The organism is [Clostridium] symbiosum ATCC 14940, from assembly GCF_000466485.1.
GTDB classification, from domain to species: Bacteria; Bacillota; Clostridia; order Lachnospirales; family Lachnospiraceae; genus Otoolea; species Otoolea symbiosa.
Genome location: NZ_KE992856.1, coordinates 52,948 through 53,733 on the forward strand (window position 1 = coordinate 52,948; position 786 = coordinate 53,733).

Below are 786 nucleotides of genomic sequence, written 5' to 3' on the forward strand. Positions count from 1 at the left end.
CTCCGGTACTTGGAGTAATTTGAGTAGTACCGGAGTTACGAAAACAACCTCCGGCGGCAGTATTGTCGTAAGTAATAACTATATAGCGTTGCAGTATACCGGCGAATCTGCGATGTGCAGAACTAACCAAACCGTTGATTTGACAAATTATAATTATTTAAAAGCAACTTTTTCAAGCGGTATGTATAGTTACTTAGGAATAGGAACTAACCCATCATCAAATACTCTTAATGGGTTACTTAAATATATCGCTATTAATGGTTCAGGCGGTTCGGGAACTGCAATACTCGATATATCATCCTATACTGGATACTATTATATCTACTTGCGTGGTGGCGATGCCATTGTAGATTCACTGTTAACTAAGTTATACCTATCGAAGACATAATTCACTACCGATTACCGTTTAGACAAATATATTTGGGTTATGCTACCAGTGCCATACACCCATATATATAAGTAATAATAACCACTGTGACTCGATATATCGCATGTGGCAACACTACCGCCATATACCGCATCGGAACAGTTGACTAATCCCTCATTGTAGTCTACTGACGCAGTTTTATCGATACCGGAACGAAACCTAACAGTGTTACTATTTATCGATAAAACTTTCAAATAATTGTAGTTAGTTACATCAACAGTTTGGTTGGTTCTAACCATAGTATATCCGTCGGTACCTCTAGAGACTCCTATATCGCTACTATTGTACGTAATAGTACCAGTAGTAGTTTTGGATAATCCGGTACTACTCAAATTACTCCAAGTACCGGAGTTATAGAA

At 37.9% G+C, this 786-nt stretch carries 1 protein-coding gene; it reads left to right on the top strand.

Going from position 1 to position 786, the window contains the following annotated elements:
• On the top strand, positions 1–388 hold a 388-nt coding region (locus tag CLOSYM_RS23185; protein WP_207638258.1), incomplete at its 5' end, for a hypothetical protein.
• Between the last annotated feature and the right edge of the window lie 398 nt (positions 389–786).